The 16817-nt window shown below is 71.6% G+C and carries 13 protein-coding genes; 10 read left to right on the top strand and 3 right to left on the bottom strand.

Features of this window, described 5'->3' with window-relative positions; translation table 11 throughout:
• Positions 1-7: 7 nt before the first annotated feature.
• Genes IEX69_RS03315 through IEX69_RS03305 form a run of 3 tightly spaced genes read left to right on the top strand, consistent with a single transcriptional unit; the run spans position 8 to position 3392 of the window.
• On the top strand, positions 8-1222 hold the full coding sequence (locus IEX69_RS03315; RefSeq protein ID WP_085019706.1) for an MFS transporter: 1215 nt from the start codon (positions 8-10) through the stop codon (positions 1220-1222).
• Positions 1223-1263: 41 nt separating this feature from the next.
• Positions 1264-2817: an SDR family oxidoreductase gene (locus tag IEX69_RS03310; RefSeq protein ID WP_085019705.1), complete on the top strand. Its 1554-nt coding sequence runs from the start codon at positions 1264-1266 to the stop codon at positions 2815-2817.
• A complete protein-coding gene (locus IEX69_RS03305; RefSeq protein ID WP_085019704.1) occupies positions 2814-3392 on the top strand; it encodes an SGNH/GDSL hydrolase family protein in 579 nt (192 codons plus the stop codon). Before IEX69_RS03310 ends, IEX69_RS03305 begins: the two co-directional genes overlap by 4 nt.
• A 12-nt stretch (positions 3393-3404) precedes the next feature.
• Here the strand turns inward: IEX69_RS03305 and IEX69_RS03300 are convergent, their stop codons facing one another.
• Positions 3405-4739: a M20/M25/M40 family metallo-hydrolase gene (locus tag IEX69_RS03300; RefSeq protein WP_085019703.1), complete on the bottom strand. Its 1335-nt coding sequence runs from the start codon at positions 4737-4739 to the stop codon at positions 3405-3407.
• Between the two features lie 28 nt (positions 4740-4767).
• Positions 4768-5166, bottom strand: a complete 399-nt coding sequence (locus IEX69_RS03295) for a hypothetical protein (protein WP_085019702.1) — start codon at positions 5164-5166, stop codon at positions 4768-4770.
• A 39-nt stretch (positions 5167-5205) separates the two neighbouring features.
• Between IEX69_RS03295 and IEX69_RS03290 the strand changes: the two genes are divergently transcribed.
• The gene (locus IEX69_RS03290; RefSeq protein WP_085019701.1) at positions 5206-5550 is read left to right on the top strand and encodes a DUF6804 family protein; all 345 of its coding nucleotides are present in this window, start codon (positions 5206-5208) and stop codon (positions 5548-5550) included.
• A 181-nt stretch (positions 5551-5731) separates the two neighbouring features.
• Positions 5732-7846 (top strand): DEAD/DEAH box helicase, encoded by a 2115-nt coding sequence (locus tag IEX69_RS03285; RefSeq protein WP_085019700.1) that lies wholly within the window; start codon positions 5732-5734, stop codon positions 7844-7846.
• A 935-nt stretch (positions 7847-8781) separates the two neighbouring features.
• Here the strand turns inward: IEX69_RS03285 and IEX69_RS03280 are convergent.
• Complete coding sequence (locus tag IEX69_RS03280; RefSeq protein ID WP_085019699.1) at positions 8782-10899, bottom strand: S9 family peptidase; 2118 nt, start codon at positions 10897-10899, stop codon at positions 8782-8784.
• Between the two features lie 85 nt (positions 10900-10984).
• On the opposite strand from IEX69_RS03280, the gene IEX69_RS03275 reads away from it, so the two are divergent.
• Genes IEX69_RS03275 through IEX69_RS03255 form a run of 5 tightly spaced genes read left to right on the top strand, consistent with a single transcriptional unit; the run spans position 10985 to position 16794 of the window.
• Positions 10985-12184 (top strand): inorganic phosphate transporter, encoded by a 1200-nt coding sequence (locus IEX69_RS03275; RefSeq protein WP_085019698.1) that lies wholly within the window; start codon positions 10985-10987, stop codon positions 12182-12184.
• Positions 12181-12435 carry a hypothetical protein gene (locus IEX69_RS03270; protein WP_085019697.1) on the top strand — a complete coding sequence of 85 codons (255 nt, stop codon included), beginning with the start codon at positions 12181-12183 and terminating at the stop codon, positions 12433-12435. The genes IEX69_RS03275 and IEX69_RS03270 overlap by 4 nt, the downstream gene beginning before the upstream one ends.
• Positions 12436-12482: 47 nt before the next feature.
• Positions 12483-13877 (top strand): aldehyde dehydrogenase family protein, encoded by a 1395-nt coding sequence (locus IEX69_RS03265; protein ID WP_085019696.1) that lies wholly within the window; start codon positions 12483-12485, stop codon positions 13875-13877.
• A 50-nt stretch (positions 13878-13927) separates the two neighbouring features.
• Complete coding sequence (locus tag IEX69_RS03260) at positions 13928-15370, top strand: aspartate ammonia-lyase (RefSeq protein WP_085019695.1); 1443 nt, start codon at positions 13928-13930, stop codon at positions 15368-15370.
• On the top strand, positions 15367-16794 hold the full coding sequence (locus tag IEX69_RS03255) for an FAD-binding oxidoreductase (protein ID WP_085019694.1): 1428 nt from the start codon (positions 15367-15369) through the stop codon (positions 16792-16794). The genes IEX69_RS03260 and IEX69_RS03255 overlap by 4 nt, the downstream gene beginning before the upstream one ends.
• The last annotated feature ends 23 nt before the right edge of the window (positions 16795-16817 follow it).

The raw sequence follows: 16817 nt of genomic DNA, 5'->3' as shown, positions 1-16817 counted from the left end.
CCGCCGCGTGAGCGAGACGGCTCGCCGCCGGGCCGGCGGGGTGCTGGCGCTCGTCGGCATCGTGGTCCTCGCGTTGAACCTCCGCACCTCGGTGGCCGCCCTGTCGCCGGTCGTCGACGAGGTGGGCGCCGACATCCCGCTCAGCGCGGCCGGCCTCGGCATCCTGGGGATGCTGCCGCCGCTCTGCTTCGCCGCGTTCGGTCTGCTGACCCCGCCGCTCCAGCGACGCTTGGGCATCGAGGCGCTGCTCGTCGTGGCCCTGGCCGCCATAGGCCTGGGCGACGTCGTCCGGGGACTCGCGACGTCGTACCCCGTGCTCCTGCTGGGCAGCGTGATCACGTTCGCCGGGATGGGGGTCGCCAACGTCCTGCTACCGCCGCTGACCAAGAAGTACTTCCCGGAGCGCATCGGGCTGATGACGAGCGTCTACGCCACCGCCCTCGCGATCGGGGCGACGGTGCCGCCGCTCGTCGCCGTGCCGGTGGCGGATGCCGCGGGCTGGCGGTTCGAGTTGAGCATCTGGGGCGTGCTCGCCGTCGCGACGATGATCCCCTGGATCCTCCTGCTCGTCCGCGAGGGCCGGCGGGCGCGCGCGACGGATCCGGAGGCGGACGTCCCCGAGCGCGCCTGGAACGGACGGGTCCACCGATCGGTCGTGGCGTGGTCGCTGCTGGCGATGTTCGCGGCCACCGGCTTCAACGCGTACGCGATGTTCGCGTGGATGCCCGAGGTGCTGACGGACGTCGCCGGTGTCACCGACCAGCAGGCGGGCGCTCTGCTGTCGCTCTTCGCCGTGATGGGACTGCCCGCGGCGCTGCTGGTCCCCGTCCTGGCGGCGCGGATGCGCTCCGTGCTCCCTCTCATCCTGACGGGGTCCGGGTTCTACGTCGCCGGATACCTGGGGCTGCTGCTCGCCCCGTCCTCCGCCATCTGGCTGTGGGTCGCGCTCATCGGCCTCGGTCCGCTGCTCTTCCCGCTGTCGCTCGCGCTCATCTCGCTGCGGACGAGGACCCACGAGGGCGCCGTCGCGTTGAGCGCGTTCGTGCAGGGAGGCGGGTACGCGCTGAGCGCGCTCGGCCCCCTGCTGGTCGGCGTGCTCCACGAGGCCACGGGCGCGTGGACCGTCCCCCTCGTCGTGCTGGGTGCGGTCGGGGCGTCCTCGGCGATCGTCGGCGTCGTGGTCTCGCGCCCGGTCCTCCTGGAGGACGAGCGACGACGCTGAGGCGAGCGGGTCCGGGCGGTCGGGGCTAGCGTGTGAGGGACATGACGACTCGACGCGCGCTGGTGACCGGCGCATCCGGATACGTGGGCGGCAGGCTCGTGCCTCGACTGCTCGAGGCGGGGTTCACCGTGCGGGTGCTGGTGCGGAACCCCCAGAAGCTCCGAGACGTGCCGTGGGCCGATGAGGTCGAGGTGGCCGTCGGCGACCTCGGGGATCGCGACGCCGTCGCGCAGGCCGTCGCCGACGTCGACGTGCTCTACTACCTGGTGCACTCGATGGGCTCGGGCGGCGACTTCGAGCAGGCCGAGGAGGACGCGGCCCGTGGCGTCGCCGAGGCCGCGGAGTCCGCGGGCGTGGGCCGCATCGTGTACCTGGGCGGCCTGCACCCGGACGGCGAGGAGCTGAGCCCGCACCTGCGCTCCCGGACCCGGGTGGGTGAGGTGCTCCTCGCCTCCGGCGTCCCGACGGCGGCGCTCCAGGCCGGGGTCATCATCGGATCCGGGTCGACGTCGTTCGAGATGATCCGCCACCTCACCGAGGTTCTCCCGTACATGCCCGCGCCCCGCTGGGTGCGCAACCGCATCCAGCCCATCGCGATCCGCGACGTGCTCTACTACCTCGTGGCGGCGGCGGACCTGCCGCCGGAGGTGAACCGCACCTTCGACATCGGCGGCCCGGATGTGCTGCGGTACGGCCAGATGATGAACGGGTACGCGCTCGAAGCGGGACTCCACCAGCGTCCGATCGCTTCGCTCCCCGTCTTCACGCCCTGGCTCGCCTCGCAGTGGGTTAACCTCGTCACGCCCATCCCGCGGTCGCTCGCGGTGCCCATCATCGCCAGCCTGCAGTACGAGTGCGTCGCCCGGGAGCACGACATCGCCCGCTGGATCCCGGATCCGGAAGAGGGACTCTCGCCGTACCGCCTGGCCGTGCGCCGAGCGCTGCAGAAGACCCGCGACGGCGAGGTCGAGACGAGCTGGCAGGACTCCGACGTGCAGGGCGCGCCGGCCGATCCGCTGCCGAGCGATCCCGACTGGGCCGGCCACACGGTCTACACCGACGTGAAGGACCGGACGACCGACGCCTCCCCGGAGGCCGTCTGGACCGTCGTGGAGGGCATCGGTGGTGAGAACGGCTGGTACTCCTTCCCGCTGGCCTGGGCGCTGCGGGGCTGGATGGACAAGGTCGTGGGCGGTGTCGGGCTCCGGCGCGGCCGACGGGATCCGCGCAGGCTCGCCATCGGCGACGCCCTCGACTTCTGGCGCGTCGAGGAGATCGACCGGCCCCGGTCGCTGCGGCTCCGCGCCGAGATGCGTGTGCCGGGCCGGGCCTGGCTCGAGATGAGCGTCGAGCCGACGGGCACGGGATCGCGATACCACCAGCGCGCCGTCTTCTTCCCGAAGGGACTCGGCGGTCGCCTGTACTGGTTCGCGATCCTGCCCTTCCACGGCATCATCTTCAACGGCATGGCCAACCGCATCACGGAGTCCGCCCTGGCCGCGGATCGCGAGACGGCCGCTTTGCATCGGGGCGACGAGCCCGAGAGGATGGAGAGCACCCCCACCGGACCCGCCCGAAGAGGAGGCACCCGATGACCGAGAAGCCCACCATCGTCTTCGCCGGAGACAGCCTCACGGAGGGTGGTCGCTGGCAGGAGTGGTTCCCCGACGTCGAGGCGGTGAACCTCGGCCGGGGCGGCGACACCACGGAGGGGCTCATCGAGCGCCTCGACGAGGTCACCGCGCTCGACCCCGACACGGTCGTGCTCCTCATCGGCACCAACGACGTGGCCAACCGGCGCGCCGTCGAGCAGGTGGTGCGGAACATCGAGACGATCCTCGTGATGCTCCGTCAGGCCCTTCCGGATGCGCGCATCCTGGTGCAGTCGGTCCTCCCGCGCGGCGCGGAGTACGCCGAGTTCCTCCGCGAGATCAACCGCCACGTCTGGCAGTTCGCCGCCACCGTGAAGGCGCACTACCTCGACCTCTGGCCCGTGATGGCCCTCGAGGACGGCAGCCTGAACGACGCCTACACCGACGACGGGCTGCACCTCAACGAGGCGGGGTACGAGGCGTGGCTCACCGAGCTCGTCCCGGGCGTCGAACGGGTCCGCGACCTCCCGCCGTCGAGCCGGCCCATCCGGCTGCCGGAGCTCGGCGAGCTCTCCTAGCCCCCTGGCGTCTCAGAGGCGCGCGATCAGCCTCTCGAAGAACGCGATGCCCGTCAGGTAGGCGCCGACGTGGATGCGCTCGTCCTTCGCGTGGAGGGCGGCTCGCTCCTCGGCGGTCATGTGGAAGGGGCTGAACCGGTACACGGTGGGGGAGAGGTGCGAGAACTGCCTCGAGTCGGTGGCGCCGGTCTGCACGTACGGCACCACCACCGCGTCGGGGTAGACCGCGGTGATGGTCTCGGCGACCAGGTCCCATCCCGGTCCGTCCATCGCGGAGACCGCCGAGGGGCGGGCGGCCTGGAGCACCCTGATCGTCACCCCGTCGTCGGCGATGACCCGCTTCAGCCTGCGGACGGTGCGTGCAGTGTCGGAGTCGATGGCCACGCGCGCGTTCACCACCGCGGTCGCCGACTCGGCGAGCGCGTTCTGTGCGTGGCCCGCGGAGAGCATCGTCGCGACGGCCGTGGTGCGCAGGAGGGCGCTCGTCTCGACGCCGATCCTCGTCAGCAGCTGGAGCAGCAGGGGACGGAAGAGCCTCGGGCGGGAGAGCACGAACCGGACGATCCCCCGAGCGTGGGGCGCGATCGTTCGCAGCATCCGCTCGATCGGCGGATTGAGCGTCGCGGGGAACGGATGCGCGTTCATCCGCACGATCGCCCGCGCGAGTCGCGACGTCGCCGTCTCGCGCGGCGGCGTGGAGGCGTGGCCACCCTGCTGCTCCACACGCAGCTCGATCATCGTGGTGGTCTTCTCGCTGACCCCCACGACCGCGAGGGGACGGTCGACCGTCGGGAAGACCCCGTCGACCACGGCGCCGCCCTCGTCGAGGACGAGCCCGATGCGCACCCCTCGTGCCTCGAGGAGCCGAGCGGCCTCGCGGGCGCCGGTCCCGTTCGTCTCCTCGTCGTGTCCGAACAGGAGGTAGACGTCGTGCGCGGGGACGAAGCCCGTCTCGGCGAGCGCCTCGGCGCCCTCGAGGATTGCGGCCACGGAGTCCTTGTCGTCGAGCGCGCCCCGACCCCACAGCTCCTGCTGGGCGCCGTCGCCCACGAGCTCGGCGGCGAACGGCGGATGCGTCCACCCCTCGTCGGGCGCGGCGACCACGTCGTAGTGGGCCATGAGCACGGTCGCGGGGCCCTCGGCGGCTCCCGGCCAGCGGTAGAGCAGCGTGTGCTCGAGGACGAGCTCCCGCTCCGCCGCGGCGTGGAGCGCGGGGTAGAGCGCCTGGACGGTGGACCGGAACGAGGCGAACGCGTCGGTGTCGAGATCGGACACGTCCGGTCTCGAGACGGTGGGGATGCGGAGGAGCTCGCGGAGTCGCCCGACCGCGTCGTCGGGTGCGGTCACCCGAGGCGCCGAGGAGAAGGCGACAGGGTCACTTGAGGCGGGCCTTGAGCGCGGCGACCGGGTCGCTCGCGCCGAGCACGCCCGGTCCGAAGCGGAGCATCGTGATGGTCTGGGCGACCGGTCCGCTGCCCGCGCTCAGCCGGGTGGCGACCGTGGCGCGCTCCCACAGCAGGATGCACTCCTGCGCGAGCTGGACCGTCAGCCCCAGGGGCTGCGTGTTGCCCGAACGGACGTCGGGCAGCGAGTAGCCGCCCAGCGACGCGAGGATGGCGTACACGTCGGAGATGTCGCGCTGGGGGAGCGGAACGGCCCCCTGGCCGGCGAACACGGTGACGAACAGGCGGGCCGCAAGCTCTTCCGGGTCTGCCGTCCAGAGGCCTTGCGGCCCGGCATACGGAGAGGTGCCGGGGACCGAGGGGATGCTCATGCCATCACCATATCGAGGGGCACGTAGGATTGGCGAGAGATGAGCACCAGGCAGACCACCCCCGCCTTCACCCGGCCCGCGTTGGCCCCGGGACTCCTCGGCGCGGTCGTGCTGATGGCCTTCGTCGCCGTAGTCGACTCCGACTGGTTCACGCTGGGCCGCTACCTCGTGAGCATCCTCGCGCTCATCATGTGCGTCTTCGCCCTCCAGGCCCGCCAGTGGTGGTGGCTGCTCGGGCTCGTGCCGATCGCCGTGGTGTGGAACCCCGTGCTCCCGATCGACCTCGACACGCTCGTCTTCCAGGCGCTGCACATCGCGGCCGCGGCCGTGTTCGTGGCCAGCGGGATCCTCATCAAGGTGCCACGGCCCGCCGAGAGGCGCTGAGCGTCCGACTGCCGTAGAATCGACTCCGACGGATCCAGTCGATCTTTCGCGCCGACCACGTCTCGTGCTCGCTCGGCCCCGGCTCCCGTCACTCAGCGGCCGATCGTACGACCCTCGCGATCCGGCAGCTCTCCCGTCCCCGTGTCGATCGGGGACGACGCCACACCTCCACAGGAGAACGATGTCAAGGTCCGGCGGACGCCGTACGAAGAGCCCAGACAACACGGGCCTCATCCCGATCCTCGCGCGCCGCGTGCGCGAGGTCGAGGCGGCGGCCGGCCGCGGGAAGGTCTCGCCGTCCAACCGCACGAAGTTCCTCGTGGTGGCCCTGCTCATGCGCGAGGAGCGGGCCTCGATCAAGTCCGACGAGACGCTGAGCGAGGCCGATCGCGCCGAGCAGCTCAAGCGCCTCGACGGGATCGCCTCGATCCTCGCGCGCACCGCCGCCCGCGACACCTCCCTCATCGCACTGCTCGAGAACGACGCCGCGGTCTCGCCCGCCGCGCGGAGCCTCCGGCGCGAGTACCTCCTCGACGCCGGTCACGACGTGCCCGAGGAGGAGCCCGCGCCCCAGCTCACCGAGGCGGCGACCGTGGTCCCGCCGGAGCTGGCCGAGCGTCAGGTCGTCCCGTCCTCCGTCAAGGCCCGGCGCCTGGCGAACCCGTTCCTCGCGCCGGACCTCACCCCGGCTCGCCCGCATGCCGTCGGGCGTCTCGCCAACTGGGAGCTGCTCGGCCCGCTCTACCGCGCGTTCGAGTACGGCGCCGGCGGCCAGGCCGCGAGCATGGAGCTGCCCGAGGCGCCGCGCATCGACCGGCTCTCGCCGAACGGCCACGAGCTCATGAAGCATCAGGCCCGCTTCCTCATGAGCGTGCAGGAGGGGCACCGGACGTTCCTGCTCGCCGACGAGCCCGGCCTGGGGAAGACCGCGCAGTCGCTCCTCGCCGCCTCCGTCGCGGATGCATACCCGCTGCTGGCCGTGGTGCCGAACGTCGTGAAGATGAACTGGGCACGCGAGGTCGAGATCTGGACGCCGCAGCGCCGCGCCACCGTCGTCCACGGCGACGGGGAGAACCTCGACGCGTTCGCCGACGTCGTCGTCGTCAACTACGAGGTGCTCGACCGGCACCTGTCGTGGCTCGGCTCCCTCGGCTTCAAGGGCATGGTGATCGACGAGGCCCACTTCATCAAGAACCTCAACTCGCTGCGGTCCCGCAACGTGCTGGCCCTGGCCGACCGCATCCGCCGCACGGCCCCCGGCGGCGACCCGCTGATGGTGGCCCTGACCGGGACCCCGCTCATCAACGACGTCGACGACTTCCGGGCGATCTGGCAGTTCCTCGGCTGGATCGAGGGCGACAAGCCCGCCGCTCCGCTCATGGACCGGCTCGAGGAGACCGGTCTCACGCCCGCCGACCACGGCTTCTTCCCGGCCGCGCGCGAGGCCGTGATCGACCTCGGCATCGTCCGCCGGCGGAAGATCGACGTCGCCGCCGACCTCCCGTCGAAGCGGATCGTCGACCTGCCGGTCGAGCTCGACGACGACTTCGGCCGCTCCATCCGGGAGGCCGAGCGCGAGCTGGCGGCCCGACTGGTCGTGCGCTACCGCCGGCTCGTGTCGGCGCGGGCCGCGTCGCGCGACGAGGAGATCGGGGAGGCGCCCGACGACGACCTCATGCGTCTCGTCGCCCGCCAGGAGCTGGAGGACACCTCCGGCACAGAGACCGGCCTCAACGTCTTCACGATGGTCCGCCAGATCGGTACCGCGAAGGCGCCGCTGGCCGCGGACTACGCCGCACAGCTGGCCCGCTCCGTGGGCAAGGTGGTGTTCTTCGCCAAGCACATCGACGTGATGGACGCGGCGGAGGAGATCTTCGCCAAGCGCGACCTGAAGACCGTGTCGATCCGAGGCGACCAGAGCGCGGCCCTGCGGCAGCGCGAGATCGACGCGTTCAACGAGGACCCGGAGGTGTCGGTGGCGGTCTGCTCGCTCACCGCTGCGGGCGTGGGCCTCAACCTGCAGGCGGCGTCGAACGTCGTCCTCGCCGAGCTGTCCTGGACGGCGGCCGAGCAGACCCAGGCGATCGACCGGGTGCACCGCATCGGCCAGGAGGAGCCCGTCACCGCGTGGCGCATCGTCGCCGCCCAGACGATCGACACCCGCATCGCGGAGCTCATCGACAGCAAGCAGGGGCTCGCCGCCCGTGCCCTCGACGGCTCCGACGTCGCCGTCTCCTCCGGCGACTCCGTCCAGCTCGACGCCCTCGTCTCCCTCCTCCGCGACGCCCTCGGCTGAGGGGCGCGCCCGTTCGTGCGCCGCCGCCCCTGCGGCGCACGGCCGGGACCTGTCTAGGCGCCCGAGCTTCGCCCCGGAGACGCGGAAGCGACGTCCACGCCGCCGCTTCCGCTTGCCGTGCATGAGGCACCGCACATCCTCCGCTCGCGGATGTGACACTCGTGGTGGGCTCGCGGCGCGTCAGGTCGCCAGGAGTGTCAGATCGGCAGCGGTGGGGTGCGTGTCCGGTCCGGCCGCCCGAGCGACAAGTCCGCTGTTTCGGGGAGCATGTTCCGCGAGCCGTTCGCGCGTGGGCGCGGGTTGCGCCCGCTCAGCGTTGCGTCGGGACCTCCGGCGCCTTCAGGACGCGCGGCGCGGGCGGAACCCGCGCCGCCAGTCGCTCCCTGCGAAGCTCGGCCCGGAGCGCGGGCCCCTGCGCGTCGGATCTGACACTCGTGGTGGGCTCGCGCCGCCTGAGGCCGCCACGAGTGTCAGATCCGCGATCGCGGGAAGAGTGTCTGGGAGCCGCCAGCGCGTGGTTGCGGGTTGCGCCCGCTCAGCGTTGCGTCGGGGCCTCAGGCGCCTTCAGGACGCGCGGCGCGGGCGCAACCCGCACCGTCGGTCCCTCCCCGCGCGGTTCCGGGCCCCTGCGCGTCGGATCTGACACCCGTGGGGGTTCGCGGCGCGCGTGAGGTCGCCACGAGTGTCAGATCAGCGATCGCGGGAAGAGCGTCCGGGGAGCCGCCAGCGCGTGGGTGCGGGTTGCGCCCGCGCAGCGTCGTGTCGAGGCCCACGAGAGCCTTCAGGACGCGCGGTGCAGGCGCAACCCGCACCCGTCGGTCGCTCCCCGCGAAGTTCGGCCCGGAGCGCGGGCGCCTGCGCGTCGGATCTGACACTCGTGGGGGGCTCGCGCCGGCTCAGGCCGCCACGAGTGTCAGATCCGCGCGCCGGTGGGCTCAGGCCGAGGGCAGGACGACGTCGAGCATCCAGGCGTACTCGAAGGCGACCTCGCGCCAGCGCTCGTAGCGGCCGCTGACGCCGCCGTGGCCGGCGGACATCTCCGTCTTCAGCAGCACCGGGGCACCCACCGTGCGCAGCCGCGCGGTCCACTTGGCCGGCTCGACGTAGAGCACGCGGGTGTCGTTGAGGCTCGTCGTGGCGAGGATGCGCGGATAGGGCAGATCGGCGACGTTCTCGTACGGCGTGTACGACTTCATGTACGCGTAGACCTCGGGGTCGTGCAGCGGATCGCCCCACTCATCCCACTCGATCACCGTGAGAGGCAGCGACGGGTCGAGGATCGAGGTGAGCGCGTCGACGAACGGCACCTGAGCGAGGATGCCCGCGAACAGCTCGGGCGCGAGGTTGGCGACGGCTCCCATGAGCAGACCGCCCGCGCTGCCGCCCTGCGCGACCAGCCGATCGGATGCGGTCACGCCGACGTCGACGAGGTGCTCCGCCACCGAGACGAAGTCGGTGAACGTGGTGCGCTTGGTGAGCGTCTTGCCGTGCTCGTACCACTCGCGCCCCATCTCCCCGCCGCCGCGGACATGTGCGATCGCGAAGGCGACGCCGCGATCGAGGAGCGAGAGCCGGGCGACCGAGAAGGAGGGGTCGATGCTGGCCTCGTACGACCCGTATCCGTAGAGCACGAGCGGCGCAGGACCCGCGCCGAGCACGCCCTTGCGCGCCACGACCGACACGGGGACCGAGACGCCGTCGGCGGCGGTGGCCCACATCCGGCTCTGCTCGTAGGCCTGCGGGTCGAAGTCGCCCAGCACGGGCTGCTGCTTGAGGAGGGTCGACACCCCGGTGGTGACGTCGTAGTCGAAGACCGACGGCGGCGTGACGAACGACGTGTAGCCGTAGCGCACCGTCGGCTGCTCCCACTCCGGGTTGCTCGAGGTGCCGACGGAGAAGAGCTCCTCGTCGAACGTCAGCTCGAGGAGCGCCCCCGAGTCGATCGACTCGGCGAGCGCGGGGAGGGGCAGCACGGCGATCCGGGTGAGCCCCTCCCGCCGGTAGTCGACCGTGAGGAAGCGGGCGAACGCGGAGACCTCCTCGAGCCGGCGGCCCGGCTGATGGGCCAGGACGACGCGCTGGTGCGCGGGATCGGCAGGGCGCTCGGGGTCGACCTCGAGCAGCTCGAAGTCGACGGCCCCGCGGTTGTGCAGCACGAGGAGGCGGTCGTGGCCACCGACGACGGCGTGCTCGACCGTGTACTCGACCCCGATCTCCCGCGGCCAGACCACCTGGAAGCCCGCATCCGGGTTCCGCGTGTCGAGCAGCCGGACCTCGCTGGTGATCTTCGACCCGACGACGATCTCCACGTAGCGCTTCGAGCGGGTGACGCCCACGCCGACCCAGTACCGCTCGTCGGGCTCGGTGAACACCAGCTCGTCGTCCTCACCCGACGTGCCGACCGCGTGCCGCCAGATCGTGTCGGGACGCCAGGCGTCGTCGACGGTCGGGTAGTAGACGGCGTCGCCCTCGGGGGAGAAGACCGCTCCCGCGAAGGTGCCCGGCACGGTGTCCGGCAGATCCTGCCCGGTCTCGAGGTCGCGGATGCGCAGCGTGTAGCGCTCGTCGCCGACCGTGTCGGCCGCCCACACCAGCCGCGTCCCGTCGGGGGAGACGTCGAAGCTCCCGAGCGAGTAGAACTCGGCACCCTCGGCCTCGACGTTGTCGTCGAGAAGCACCTGCTCGCCGGGAAGGCCGGATCCGTCGGCGATCGACGGAGGAGTCCAGTCGTCCTCGGATGAGAGAGGTGCCCGGCAATGGATCCCGTACTGGGCACCCTCGACGGTGCGCGTGTAGTACCACCACCCGCCCTCGCGGACGGGGACCGAGAGATCGGTCTCCTTCGTGCGCGACCGGATCTCCTCGAAGATCTCGCCGCGCAGCGTCTCCAGATGGGCCGTCTGAGCGTCCGTGTAGGCGTTCTCGGCCTCGAGGTAGGCGATGACGTCGGGATCGTCCTTGTCGCGAAGCCACTCGTAGTCGTCGACGACCTCGTCGCCGTGGTGGATGCGGGTGACGGGCCGGCGGTCGGCGACGGGCGGTTCGACGGTCATGGCTTCAGCGTAGACGCCGCCATGGCCTTAGCATGAGGTTGCCCGTCGGTGAACGACGGGTGAACGACGAGCCGGCAGGAGAACCATGGATCCCTGGGTCATCGTCGTCCTCGTGATCGCGCTCGCACTCGTCTTCGACTTCACGAACGGGTTCCACGACACCGCGAACGCGATGGCGACACCCATCGCGACAGGGGCTCTCAAGCCGAAGATGGCGGTGCTCATCGCGGCCTGCCTCAACCTCGTGGGCGCCTTCCTCAGCACCGAGGTGGCGAAGACCATCTCCGGCGGCATCATCCGCGAGGGCTCAGGCGGAGTGCTGATCTCACCCGAGCTGATCTTCGCCGGGCTGGTGGGCGCCATCCTGTGGAACCTCGTGACGTGGCTGTTCGGTCTGCCGTCGAGCTCCTCCCACGCGCTGTTCGGCGGCCTGATCGGGGCCGCCGTCGTCGGAGCCGGGTTCGGCGTCGTCGACTACGGCGTCCTCGTCGGCAAGGTCGTGCTCCCCGCGCTCGTCGCCCCGCTCGTCGCGGGCGTGGTCGCCTTCGTCGCGACCCGCCTGGCCTACGCCATCACGAACGTGCCGAAGGATACCGGCGGTGGCATCCGCGGCCGGTTCCGCTACGGCCAGATCTTCTCCTCGTCCCTGGTCGCTCTCGCCCACGGCACGAACGACGCCCAGAAGACGATGGGCGTCATCACCCTCGTCCTCATCGCTGCAGGCCTTCAGGATGCGGGCAGCGGCCCTGAGCTCTGGGTGGTCGTCTCCTGCGCCTTCGCCATCGCGATCGGCACCTACTCGGGCGGATGGCGGATCATCCGGACGGTCGGGTCCGGCTTCACGAACGTCAAGCCGCCTCAGGGCTTCGCGGCCGAGACGAGCACCGCGGCGACCATCCTCGCCTCGAGCCACCTCGGATTCGCCCTGTCGACCACCCAGGTCGCCTCGGGCTCGGTGATCGGCTCCGGCCTCGGACGCAAGGGCGCGTCGGTGCGATGGGGCACCGCGGGCCGGGTCGCCCTCGGCTGGGTGCTCACCCTGCCCGCGTCGGCCCTGGTCGGTGCGCTCGCCGCCTTCGTCGCCGGCCTCGGACCCGTGGGGATCATCATCGACCTGGTGGTGGGAGGCCTCGTGGTCGTCGTGATCCTCCTCCGCTCGCGGAAGAACGAGGTGACCAGCGCCAACGCGGTCAGCGAGGTCAGTGCGGCCGGAGAGGTCGTGCGCACGCCCAAGGCCACGAAGCGGCGCCGGAAGGCGGCCAGCACGCAGGGAGGGGCGTCATGAGCATCGACTGGGCCGCGTTCCTGATCGTCGCCGTGACGTCGCTCGTGGCGACGGCGGTGCTGGTCAGCCTGTACTCCCTGGGAGTCCGGCTGCTCGGCTCCCGGCGCTCCGAGGACGACGGCGCCGGCACCGGCGAGGCCGAGGCGGCACGCCCCGCGATCGCCACCGTCGGGGCGATCACCTGCTTCGCGCTCTGCGCCGTCGCGGTCCTCTTCGGCATCTACCTGATCGTGCCCTTCCTGCACGGCTGACACCGCGCTCACTACCGGCGGTCAGCGGGCGCTCGTAGCATGGGGGCATGGCCGTGGAGACCGCACCCGCCCCCGTCGTCCCCGCCCTGCGCGGCGCCTTCGACCGGGGGGTGACCCGGCCGCTGTCCTGGCGCATCCGTCAGCTGGAGGGGCTGCGCAGGCTGCTGCTCGAGGCCGGCACCGAGCTCGAGGACGCCCTGTTCAGCGACCTCGGCAAGAACCCCGCGGAGTCGCAGCTCACCGAGATCGGACTCGTCGTCGCGGAGGTCGAGCATACCCTCAAGCACCTGCGGTCGTGGCTGCGGCCGAGCAGGGTGCGGGTTCCGCTGTCGCTCGCGCCCGCCTCGGCGCAGACCATGCTGGAGCCTCTCGGGGTCGTGCTCGTCATCGGCCCGTGGAACTACCCGGTGCAGCTCGTGCTCGCGCCGCTCGTGGGCGCCCTCGCGGCGGGAGACGCGGTCGTGCTGAAGCCGAGCGAGCTCGCTCCGGCGACGAGCGCGGCGATCGCGCGGCTCGTCCCCGCGTACCTCGACGACCGGGCGGTCGCCGTCGTGGAGGGCGGCGTGGAGGAGACTACGACGCTCCTCGCCGAGCGGTTCGACCACATCCTCTACACCGGCAACGGCACGGTCGGGCGGATCGTGATGGAAGCGGCGGCGAAGCACCTCACGCCGGTCACCCTCGAGCTCGGCGGGAAGTCGCCCGTGTACGTCGACGACACCGTCGACCTCGCCTCGGCCGCGCGGCGGATCGCCTGGGGCAAGTTCCTGAACGCGGGCCAGACCTGCGTGGCGCCCGACTACCTCATGGCCCCGCACGACGTCGCCGAGCGGATCGTGCCGCACCTGGCCGAGGCGATCGCCGAGCTCTACGACGGCGACCCGCGGACGTCGTCGAGCTACGGGCGGATCATCAACGACAAGCAGTTCGCGCGGCTCACCGGGCTCCTCGACGGCCAGGAGGTCGCCGTGGGCGGGCGGTTCGACGCCCGGACCCGCTACCTCGCGCCGACCGTCCTCACCGGCGTCGAGCCCGACTCGCCCGTCATGTCCCAAGAGATCTTCGGGCCGATCCTGCCGGTGCTCGCCGTCGACGGAGCAGACGACGCGATCGCCCGCATCACCGCCGGCGAGAAGCCGTTGGCGCTCTACCTGTTCACCTCCGACCGGGAGACCGAGCGCGCGTTCCTCACCAGGACGTCGTCGGGCGCCGTCGGGGTGAACGTCCCGGTCGCGCACCTGTCGGTGCCCGGCCTCCCCTTCGGCGGGGTCGGCGGGAGCGGCATGGGCCAGTACCACGGCATCTCGAGCATCGAGACGTTCAGTCATCGGAAGGCCGTGCTGACGAAGCGGCTCGCCCCCGACACGCTCGGCCTCGTCTACCCGCCCTACACCCCCGCGAAGGACGGGTTCATCCGCGGCCTCCTCCGTCGGCTCGGCTAGGGTCGACAGCGGCGCCACGAGCGCCGTCACCATCGAGCAACGGAGCAGACGTGACACCCTCACACCGCATCGAGACCGACAGCCTAGGCAGCGTGGAGATCCCCGCCGAGGCGTACTGGGGCGTGCACACGGCCCGCGCCCTGGAGAACTTCCCGATCTCCCGGCGGCCCATCTCGGTCTACCCCGACCTGGTGGACGCCCTGGTGATCGTGAAGCAGGCCGCGGCGCGTGCCAACCGCGACATCGGCGTCCTCGATCCCCAGAAGGCCGCGTGGATCGAGGAGGCCTGCGAACGCATCCGCGCGGGAGAGCACCACGACCAGTTCGTCGTCGGCGTGATCCAGGGCGGCGCGGGCACCTCGACGAACATGAATACCAACGAGGTGGTGGCGAACGTCGCGCTCGAGCAGCACGGCTTCGCGAAGGGCAGCTACGACGTGCTGCATCCCCTCGACGACGTCAACCGCAGCCAGAGCACCAACGACACCTACCCCACCGCGGTGAAGCTGGCGCTCTGCTTCTCGATCGAGCGCCTGCTGGCGGAGCACTCGAAGCTGCGCGACGCCTTCAGCGCCAAGGGCGTCGAGTTCGCCGACGTCCTGAAGGTCGGGCGCACGCAGCTGCAGGACGCCGTGCCCATGACGCTCGGCCAGGAGTTCCACGGCTTCTCCACCACGCTCGGGGAGGACGCCCAGCGCCTCCGCGACATCCTCCCGCTGCTCTGGGAGATCAACCTCGGCGCCACCGCGATCGGCACGGGCATCACCGCCGACCCCAACTACGCCGCGACGGTGCGCCAGCACCTCCGCGACCTGACCGGATTCCAGCACGTCACCGCCGTCGACCTCGTGGAGGCGACGAGCGACGCGGGCGTGTTCATGAGCCTGTCCGGCGCGCTCAAGCGGTCGGCGATCAAGCTGAGCAAGATCTGCAACGACCTCCGTCTGCTCTCCTCCGGCCCGCAGGCGGGCCTCGGGGAGATCAACCTGCCCCCGCGGCAGGCGGGATCGAGCATCATGCCGGGCAAGGTGAACCCGGTCATCCCGGAGGTGGTGAACCAGGTCGCGTTCTCGGTCGCCGGAGCCGACACCACCGTGACGATGGCGGCGGAGGCGGGTCAGCTGCAGCTCAACGCGTTCGAGCCGGTGATCGCCCACTCGCTGCTCCAGAGCCTCGCGTGGATGACGGGCGCCTGCCGGACGCTCCGCGTGAACTGCGTCGACGGCATCACGGCCAACGTCGACAGGCTCCAGTCGATGGTCGCCTCCTCCGTCGGCGTCGTCACCGCCCTGACCCCCTACATCGGCTACGCCGCCGCGTCCTCGCTCGCGAAGTCCGCCCTCCGCAGCGGGCGCAGCATCGTCGACCTCGTCGTCGAGGCGGGTCTCATGAGCCGCGAGCGCGTCACCAAGCTCGTCTCGCCGGCCCGTCTCTCCGGACTCGAGGCGATCACCGCGGCGATCCCGATCGTCGACCTGGAGGAGCACGCATGACGGACCAGACGCTCGTGACGGACGCCGCGGGGACGCGCGAGTCGTCCGGTGTCGTGGACGACCTCGTGGCCGCGCTCGGCGACCGCGTGAGCACCGAGGCGGCCGACCTCGAGCGGATGCGCGGCGACAAGTCGGGCTGGCTCAGCCCGGGGCGCTGCGAGGCCGTCGTCTTCGCGCGATCGATCGAGGACGTGCAGAGCGCCGTCCGGATCGCCGCGCGGCACGGTGTCCCCATCGTGCCGCGTGGTGCGGGCACGGGGCTCGCGGGAGCGGCGACGGCGGGACCGGGGACCGTCGCGATCAGCGTCGAGCGCATGGACCGCATCCTCGAGATCGACTACGACGACGAGATCGCGGTCGTCGAGCCCGGCGTGATCAACCAGGCGCTGAGCGACGCCGTGGCCGAGCGCGGATACGTCTTCTCGCCCGACCCGGCGAGCAAGGCGATCTCCTCGATCGGCGGCAACATCGCCACGGATGCGGGCGGGCTGCTCTGCGCCAAGTACGGCGTCACCCGCGAGGCCGTCCTGGGGCTCGCCGTGGTGCTCGCCGACGGCACGCTGCTGCGCACCGGCCGTCGGACGGTCAAGGGAGTGACGGGGTACGACCTCACCGCGCTCTTCACCGGCTCTGAGGGCACCCTGGGCATCATCGTGGAGGCGACCGTGCGCCTTCGGCCGATCGCCCAGGGGCTGGTCGCCACGATCGGCGCGTTCTTCCCGAGCACGACGGCCGCCGCGGCGGCGTGCTCGGCGATCACCGCCTCGGGCATCCGACCCGCCGTCATGGAGCTCATGGACCCGCTCTCGGTCGCCGCCATCGACGCGTACCGCGGCACCGCGCTCGGCGAGGGCGGACAGGCGTTCGTGCTCGTGCAGACCGACGGTGCGGGGTCGGCCGAGGAGGCCGAGATCGCCTCGCGGCTGCTGGTCGAGGGCGGAGCGGGTCGCGTCGACGTGACGACCGATCCGGTCGAGGGCGAGCGCCTGCTGGCCATCCGGCGGTCGATGCATCCCGCGATGGAGACCCTGGGTCATGTGCTCATCGAGGACGTCTGCGTCCCGCGCTCCCGGCTCGCCGAGATGTTCGACGAGATCGCGCGCATCGGCGCCGAGACCGGTCTCACGATCCCGGTGGTGGCCCACGCGGGAGACGGCAACCTGCATCCGAACTTCGTCATCCCGGTCGAGCCGGGCTCCGACCCCGGGTCGGTCGTCGTGCCGGACCACGTCTGGGCCGCGGCCGACCTGCTGTTCCAGGCCGGCATGCGCCTCGGCGGCACGCTCACGGGCGAGCACGGCGTGGGCGTGCTGAAGCGGCGCTGGCTCGCCGACGAGCTGGGCGAGCGGAGCGTCGAGCTGCAGCGGGGGATCAAGGCGGTGTTCGATCCCGACGGGCTGATGAACCCGGGCAAGGTGTACTGACGCCCTCCTCCGCGGGCTCGTCA

This window comes from Cnuibacter physcomitrellae (assembly GCF_014640535.1).
GTDB classification, from domain to species: domain Bacteria; phylum Actinomycetota; class Actinomycetes; order Actinomycetales; family Microbacteriaceae; genus Cnuibacter; species Cnuibacter physcomitrellae.
The sequence above is the reverse complement of the archived record's forward strand: the minus strand, read 5'-3'. Positions and strand labels throughout refer to the sequence as shown.

Excerpts from the sequence above, each read along its gene's own strand:
- IEX69_RS03295 (WP_085019702.1), bottom strand. The coding sequence starts at position 5,166 with ATGAGCATCCCCTCGGTCCCCGGCACCTCTCCGTATGCCGGGCCGCAA.
- IEX69_RS03285 (WP_085019700.1), top strand. The coding sequence starts at position 5,732 with ATGTCAAGGTCCGGCGGACGCCGTACGAAGAGCCCAGACAACACGGGC.
- IEX69_RS03255 (WP_085019694.1), top strand. The coding sequence starts at position 15,367 with ATGACGGACCAGACGCTCGTGACGGACGCCGCGGGGACGCGCGAGTCG.
- IEX69_RS03310 (WP_085019705.1), top strand. The coding sequence starts at position 1,264 with ATGACGACTCGACGCGCGCTGGTGACCGGCGCATCCGGATACGTGGGC.
- IEX69_RS03265 (WP_085019696.1), top strand. The coding sequence starts at position 12,483 with ATGGCCGTGGAGACCGCACCCGCCCCCGTCGTCCCCGCCCTGCGCGGC.
- IEX69_RS03290 (WP_085019701.1), top strand. The coding sequence starts at position 5,206 with ATGAGCACCAGGCAGACCACCCCCGCCTTCACCCGGCCCGCGTTGGCC.
- IEX69_RS03270 (WP_085019697.1), top strand. The coding sequence starts at position 12,181 with ATGAGCATCGACTGGGCCGCGTTCCTGATCGTCGCCGTGACGTCGCTC.
- IEX69_RS03275 (WP_085019698.1), top strand. The coding sequence starts at position 10,985 with ATGGATCCCTGGGTCATCGTCGTCCTCGTGATCGCGCTCGCACTCGTC.
- IEX69_RS03305 (WP_085019704.1), top strand. The coding sequence starts at position 2,814 with ATGACCGAGAAGCCCACCATCGTCTTCGCCGGAGACAGCCTCACGGAG.
- IEX69_RS03280 (WP_085019699.1), bottom strand. The coding sequence starts at position 10,899 with ATGACCGTCGAACCGCCCGTCGCCGACCGCCGGCCCGTCACCCGCATC.